Annotated in this window: 2 protein-coding genes; both read left to right on the top strand. The window is 60.3% G+C overall.

Annotated elements, in window-relative coordinates:
• Positions 1 to 379: 379 nt before the first annotated feature.
• Positions 380 to 7864, top strand: a complete 7485-nt coding sequence (locus GGD89_RS19005) for a calcium-binding protein (RefSeq protein WP_184048935.1) — start codon at positions 380 to 382, stop codon at positions 7862 to 7864.
• A gap of 31 nt (positions 7865 to 7895) precedes the next feature.
• On the top strand, positions 7896 to 8111 hold the full coding sequence (locus tag GGD89_RS19010; RefSeq protein WP_184048937.1) for a CHAT domain-containing protein: 216 nt from the start codon (positions 7896 to 7898) through the stop codon (positions 8109 to 8111).
• The last annotated feature ends 161 nt before the right edge of the window (positions 8112 to 8272 follow it).

Below are 8272 nucleotides of genomic sequence, written 5' to 3' on the forward strand. Positions count from 1 at the left end.
CTCCGGAAACGGCGGTTGTTCACTCTTCGTTCTACGCGATTCCGGACCACCTGTCACCACATGATGTGGTCCCGGACTCAAAGGGATAAGCCTCCCTGGTGGAACAGGAGACAATCCAAACGATCCGGATGATGATCCATGGAAGGATTTTTATAGGGATGCAGCGTCGGAAAATGCGAGAGATATTGTAAGTGGAATACTGCACGCTCACATGTCCGGCGCGGGATCTCTTTACAAGAATTTTAGTGGCGACGATAATACTGGAGATATGGCAAACAGTATAGGAAGTTTTTTTCATGGTGTTTTTGATTTTGTTACGCTACCCGGTAATATGGCTCTTTATATACAGAACAAAAGCAGAGCTAATGATCCACTGTTCTTGGATATCGATGGGGATGGCCTCGACCTGGATCCGATGTATTTTTCTGGTGTTTTCTTCAACATTGACGACGATGGATTTTCTGAGGCAGTGCCGTGGTCAACAACCGATGCGATCCTCTCTCGCGACCTTAATGACAACGGCTTGATCGACACCGGCCAGGAAATTCGGTTCGCTGACGGTGGCCCCGGTGTCACGGAACTGGACCGCCTGGCCGGGCATGATGACAACGGCGATGGCGTGATCGACGCATCCGATACCGTCTATCAATCACTGCTTCTGTGGGTCGACGCAAACGGAAACGGTGTGTCCGACGACAGTGAGGTGACCACGCTCGCCGATGCAGGCGTCACGACCATCGACCTGACCGCCACACCGGTCGAGTCCGGGGAGGAGGGCGCGGTCTTCTGGGCGGATACCAATGGCGATGGCACGGTAGACGGCGACGAACTCTATCCTGATCAGGCGAGCGCGCCTGACGGAGCCCAGGTTGTGCAACAAATCAGTGGCGGCTACGTCCTTGAAACAGGGCATGTTACCACAACCGAAGGCACTCTCAGCATTTTCGCGCTTGCCCTGGAGTACGACTCCAACGGAATGGTCGTGGAAAGGATGGGCGATGAAATTGTTCTTTCCTACGAGGTTGGGACTCAAGACATATGGAAGGTCTTGACTGATCCCAACGGCCAAGCCTTTGATTTGGCTTTGACCCCGTATGATGGGGTGATCGGGACGGAAGGAAGCGACACAGTTGGCGCATCTGGGTCCAAGGATATGTTTGTTGCCGGTGGCGCCGGAGATGATTTTATCATCGGCGGCGCCGGAAACGATAAACTGTATGGTGGATCCGGTGCTGACCGAATCTACGCAGGCGATGGCGATGACTTGGTCGCTATAGATGCTGGCGATTTGGGGCGCGGCGTTTCGGGTGGGGGCGGTGTCGATATTGCTGTGGTCCAGACCGACGACGCTGTCAATATTGATCTGGGGGCGGCCGAGTTCGAAATTACCATTGGTGGTGGCGGTGCAGACACGCTTATAGCAGGACTTGCGCTGGATGTTGGGCTTTTTGGTGGCGGCGGCGACGACCTATTGCAAGGTGGTGCCGGGAATGACGTGCTGAGCGGAGGAGATGGGCAGGACGATTTGGATGGGGGGGATGGTAACGATGTCTTGCTGATCGATTCCAGAGACACTATCTTTGATGGAGGAGGTGGTCGCGATACGGCTTTTGTTCTTGGCAATGTTGGTGTTTCACTAAACGTATCTGCCCATAACTTGGAGCAAGTTATAGGCAGTGCGGGTAATGACACACTGAACGCTTCGTCGGCTGTTGAGGATGTTTTTCTGGACGGCGCCACAGGCGATGACATTCTGAACGGCGGTCACGGAGCCGATTGGCTCGTCGGTGGCGCCGGCAACGACCGTCTGGACGGCGGCTCGGGCCTGGATGTGGCGGTCTTTTTAGGAAAGGCTGCGGACTATCAGATTGCGGGAGATGAAAGTTTCGCGACGGTCACGGACCTCAACGATGCGGACGGAGACGACGGCATCGACAGTCTGGTCGGTGTGGAGCGTCTGATTTTCGAGGATACCGTCGTCCACTTGGATGGCACCAATACGGCTCCGAACGTCAGAGGTGATGTTTTCCGGACCCAGACCGCGAAGGACGGCAACACCTTCTCTGCCGACAGTTTGTTGGCCAACGACTGGGATGCGGATCAGGATCGAGCGCAGATCGTCGGCATTGGCGCCGTCGATGGCGGAACTGCGTCAATTGACTCCGAAGGAAATATCACCCTAACGGCCGATACGGATACTTCGCCTGAGACCGAGTTCCGTTATGTGGTCGATGATGGACACGGCCTGACTGACGACGCAGTCACCACCGTGGATTGGGTCATCGCTGACCCAGACGATGACCTCATGCAGTATCAGTGGTCCCTGCGCGCGCTCAACGTGACCAGTGTTTGGGACGACTACACGGGCGAGGGCGTCAAGGTCGCCGTGCATGACGGGGGTGTAGATCAGACGCATCCGGACATTGCGCCCAACTACGACAGCACCATCGACGAAGACCCGGGCGTGGACGCCCACGGCACGTTCGTGACAGGCGTCGTCGGCGCCGCACGCAATGGAGAAGGCATCGTCGGTGTGGCCTATGACGCCACGGTGGCCGTCTATGAGCACCCCAACTGGTTTGACTGGAGCTTCGGCGGCCTTGAGACCTTTGACGTCGTCAACAACAGTTGGACCCAGTCTGTAGACACCCTTTATGGGGGAAGCGGAACATTGATCAGCCGCAGCCTGGAAACCCTTGCCGAGACCGGGCGCGACGGTCTGGGCACCAACAGCGTCTTTGTCGCCAGTAACGAGCGCCAGGACGGCGAGCATGCGACCTATTACGATGGCCCCAACTCGCGGCACGCAATCGCGGTCGCCGCGGTCGACACCGACGGCACCATCAGCGATTTCAGCAGTCCCGGCTCCGCCATCCTGGTTTCGGCGCCGGGCACGAGCATCGTCTCTACCGACGTGACCGGTTCGGACGGATACGCGGACAGTACCTCCGTCCTGGGCGAGGACTACCACGTCGCGGCTGGGACATCCGCCGCGGCACCGGGGGTGACCGGCGTCGTCGCCCTGATGCTGGAGGCCAACCCCCTGCTGGGCTGGCGGGACGTCCAGGAAATCCTCGCCTACTCGGCCTGGAACTCGGACGAGGACCATGACGGCTGGGAGACCAACGGCGCCACCACCTGGAACGGCGGCGGGCTGGAGGTGAGCCATGACTATGGTTTCGGGCTGGTGGACTCCTACATCGCCGTGCGCTTGTCGGAAAGCTGGATCGGTCAGGCCACCTCGGCGAACGAGGTCCATGCGACAGGCACCAGCACGCTCGCCGTTGCCATCCCCGACGACGGATCGGTGTCCGACACCATCACCATCACCGAGGATGTGACCATCGACCACGTCGAGGTGACGGTGAGGATCGACCACACCCTGAAGGGGGATATGGTCCTCGAGTTGGTCTCCCCCGACGGCACCACGAGCGTGCTCGCGGACCGCCCGGGCAAGGCACCGGACGACCCGGACGACCGCGGCGCGACTAAGGACAATATATCCTGGCGTTTTTCCACGACCCACCATTGGGGCGAGAGCAGCCAGGGTGACTGGACCCTGCGCGTCACCGACGCCGCGACCGGCGAGGTGGGGACGCTGAACAACTGGGAGATCGACTTCTATGGCGATGCCCCATCGGTCGACGACGTCTACGTCTACACCCCGGATTTTGCGGCGTTCACCTCCGGCTTCGACGCCGGGCGGCGGCAGTTGAGCGACACGGGTGGGCATGACACCCTCAACCTGTCTTCCATCTACTATGATTCCGAGGTCTCCCTGGTGGCCGGCGAGACCAGCGCGATCATGGGCAACACCCTGACCATCGCGGCGGACACGGTCATCGAGGACGTCATCATGGGAGATGGCGATGATGTGGTGGTTGGCAACGACGAGGCCAATCGCATTGTCGGCGGGCGGGGGCACGATGTCCTGACCGGCGGTGTTGGGGCCGACACACTCGAGGGTGGAGAGGGCTCCGATACAGCGGATTATGGCGCCTCCGGGGCGGCGATCCAGGTGAATCTGGCAACGGGAGCGGCGAGCGGTGGCGATGCAGACGGCGACACACTGGTGGCCATCGAGATTGTCCATGGAACCGAGTTCGCGGACACTCTGGTGGGGAACGACGAAGACAATGTTCTGCGCGGGGCAGCGGGCGAAGACAGCCTCCAAGGCGGACTGGGCGATGACGTTCTAGCCGGCGGCGAGGGCGCTGACGATGTTTCCGGGGGTGATGGCGATGATACGCTGTTCGGTGGCGCCGGGGACGACCTGCTGTCGGGCGGTGTTGGCAACGATACCGCTTTCTACGTGGGGGCTGTGTCGGACTACGTGATCACCGACAACGGCAGTTCGATCACCGTGTCGGGCCTTGAGGGGACGGACACGCTCAGCGACATTGAGGTCTTGGAGTTCAACGATCAGAGCGTCTACGTGGCGGGGCCGAACACCGCGCCCACTGCTGCGTCCCACAGCTTTCATCTGACCCAATGGATGCCCTTTGACTTGCCGCAGGGCACTCTGCTTGAGGGCGCGACCGATGCAGACTTGGATACGTTAACCATTACAACCGTTTACCGGTCCGATAACGGATCCGTGAGCTTGAGCGGCGACGGGGACGCAGGGTTCCTGGTGGATCCTGATTTCGTCGGCACGACGTCGTTTGACTATGCCGTTGGCGACGGAAAAGCCGGCGAAGGCATCGGCACGGTCGCGTTCACGGTCGCGCCTAGCTACACATTCAACGGGACGGCTGCCGCCGATGTCTTCGTGGGCCTTGGTAGCATCGACACGGTTTATGGCGGTCTGGGTGACGACAGTTTGGATGGCGGGTATGGGGACGACGTACTGTACGGAGAAGGTGGCAACGACATCCTGGGAGGCGGCCAGGGCGCGGACCTTCTTGACGGCGGCAGCGGCATTGATACGGCAAGCTACGCCAAGGATCACACAGCAGTTTCGGTTGACTTGACGAGCAATATTGGCGTTGACGGGAGCGCCGAAGGGGACAGCTACATTAGCATCGAGAATGTCGTCGGCGGTGATGGTGGCGACACTCTGCGCGGAAACGACGGCGACAACGTGCTGTCGGGCGGTGCTGGTCAGGATGTCCTTACTGGTGAGGCCGGCACCGATACCCTGTCCGGCGGCAGAGGTGACGATACCTTGATCGGTGGGGCCGGCGTCAACTTTTTGTCCGGGGATGACGGTAACGACATTCTCCTTGCCGGCATTGGCATCGATCACTTTGATGGTGGAGTTGGCTTTGATACAGCCAGTTATCAACTAGCGACGGCCGGCATTGTTCTTGATCTCGCGTCAAGGGAGTCGGATAGTCAATACGTCGCCGGAGATACTTTTGTTCACGTTGAACGCATTGTTGGCAGTGACTATGCCGATGTAATGACCGGATCCTCGTCGAACAACATCTTAGACGGCGGCGCCGGAAATGACACGATTACCGGCGGCGACGGCGCCGACACGGTCACCGGGGGGCTGGGCGACGACAACCTGAGCGGCGGCGACGGCAGCGACACTTACATCTTCAATGCTGGGGATGGGATCGACAGCGTTAAGGATAGCGGGTTTCACGATACCGATCGACTGGTCATTCATGGCCATGCGGTCGGGGACGTGACGGTTTCCAGGGTCACGGAGGGCAGCGACGACCTTCTGCTGACCTTCGCGGGGTCGAGCGACCAGATCACCGTGTGGAACACACTCAACGGCGACAACTGGGGCACGATCGAGGAAATCGTCTTCGACGACGGCACGGTTTGGACACCCGCCGATATGCGGGCCACGCTCCTCGCCCAGGAAGCCACAACGGGTGACGATGTGATCCACGGCTTCTTCGAAAGTGAAACCATCGACGGCCTCGCGGGCAACGACGTCATTGACGGCGGAAACGGCGACGACACGATCACCGGCGGGCTAGGCGACGACACCATCACCGGCGGCGGCGGCAACGATACCTTCGTCTACGTCCGCGGCGACGGCAGCGACACCGTCAGCGACGGTGAAACTTTCGGCGGCACCGCCGACACCCTGCGCCTGCAGGGCATTGCGGTCGAGGCGGTGAGCCTGTCGCGGGATGGCGCCAACGTCACCCTGCACATCGCCGAAAGCACCGCCGGCGCCGGTGACGGCGGCGCCGTCAGCATCCTGAACACCCTGGACCCCCATTACGAACGGGGTGTGGAGCAGATCGTCTTCGACGATGGCACCACCTGGACCATGCAGGACCTGCGGGACCGGCTTCTCAGCGATGTGGGCACCGAGGGCGACGACACCATTGAGGGAACCGATGCCGCCGATGTGCTCAACGGCCTGGGCGGCGACGATGTCATCGACGGCGGAAACGGCGCCGACACGATCACCGGCGGTACCGGAAATGACACGATTACCGGCGGCGACGGCAGCGACACCTACATCTTCAATGCTGGGGATGGGATCGACAGCGTTAAGGATAGCGGGTTTCACGATACCGATCGACTGGTCATTCATGGCCATGCGGTCGGGGACGTGACGGTTTCCAGGGTCACGGAGGGCAGCGACGACCTTCTGCTGACCTTCGCGGGGTCGAGCGACCAGATCACCGTGTGGAACACACTCAACGGCGACAACTGGGGCACGATCGAGGAAATCGTCTTCGACGACGGCACGGTTTGGACACCCGCCGATATGCGGGCCACGCTCCTCGCCCAGGAAGCCACAACGGGTGACGATGTGATCCACGGCTTCTTCGAAAGTGAAACCATCGACGGCCTCGCGGGCAACGACGTCATTGACGGCGGAAACGGCGCCGACACGATCACTGGCGGTAGCGGAAATGACACGATTACCGGCGGCGACGGCAGCGACACCTACATCTTCAATGCTGGGGATGGGATCGATAGCATTGAAGATAACGGGTTCTCTGATACCGATCGACTGATCATTCGTGGCCATGCCGCCGAGGACGTGATCGTTTCCAGGGTCACGGAGGGTAGCGACGACCTCCGGCTGACCTTCGCGGGGTCAAGCGACCAGATCACCGTGTGGAACACACTCAACGGATCGAAGTACGATACCATCGAGGAAATCGTCTTCGACGACGGCACGGTTTGGACACCCGCCGATATGCGGGCCACTCTCCTCGCCCAGGAAGCCACGACGGGTGACGATATGATCCACGGCTTCTTCGAAAGTGAAACCATCGACGGCCTCGCGGGCAACGACGTCATTGACGGCGGAAACGGCGCCGACACGATCACCGGCGGTACCGGAAATGACACGATTACCGGCGGCGACGGCAGCGACACCTACATCTTCAATGCTGGGGATGGGATCGATAGCATTGAAGATAACGGGTTCTCTGATACCGATCGACTGATCATTCGTGGCCATGCCGCCGAGGACGTGATCGTTTCCAGGGTCACGGAGGGTAGCGACGACCTCCGGCTGACCTTCGCGGGGTCAAGCGACCAGATCACCGTGTGGAACACACTCAACGGGTCGAGGTACGACACCATTGAGGAAATCGTCTTCGACGACGGCACGGTTTGGACACCCGCCGATATGCGGGCCATGGTGCCGGCACTGATGGTGGCGACGGCGATGGCGATGGACCCACTCCCGGTAACGGTCATATCGGAAGCAGATGGAGAGACCGCCGGCTGGCTGGCGGTCCTGCGATCGGAGATCGGTGACCAATCGCCCCTTGATCTGGGTGATCTCGGGCTCCAGGGAGACCTTTGGGCACACCAACATGACTCAGGTGATGGCATGGCGGATGTCTGGTGGGATCTGTCTCCCGACACCTCGGCGCTGCTGGTGGGGCTGGCGGAGGATTCCCTTACGAATCCTATCGGATTTTTCTGATAAGAGTTAGGGGGCAAGGGTCCGGATTGAGGTGGCCGGCGCCAAGAATGTGCTGACAGCCCTGTGGACGATTGATGACCGGCTGACTGCCACTTTCATGAGCCGGTTCTACGGGACATGGCTGTCGCACCTCGGTATGTCACCCACCGAGGCGCTACAGAAGACCAAGCTGCGCTACATCACCAGCCCTAGCTCTGCCGAACGGGACCCCGCCACCTGGGCGCCCTTCGTGCTCTACGAGGGGTGAGAGGAGCAGTTGGCGGGTAATTGCGAGAGACATCATCCACGCCCCGGCCTGTGTGGCGACGTACAATAGAGTGCTCTGGGGTCGGGTTGAGTCGCCAGGGATTCCCATGGGATCGATTTTATGATTCAACGGACTGACCTTTAGGAGGTCGGTCCGCATGG

This window comes from Roseospira visakhapatnamensis (genome assembly GCF_014197915.1).
In the GTDB taxonomy this organism is placed as follows: Bacteria; Pseudomonadota; Alphaproteobacteria; order Rhodospirillales; family Rhodospirillaceae; genus Rhodospira; species Rhodospira visakhapatnamensis.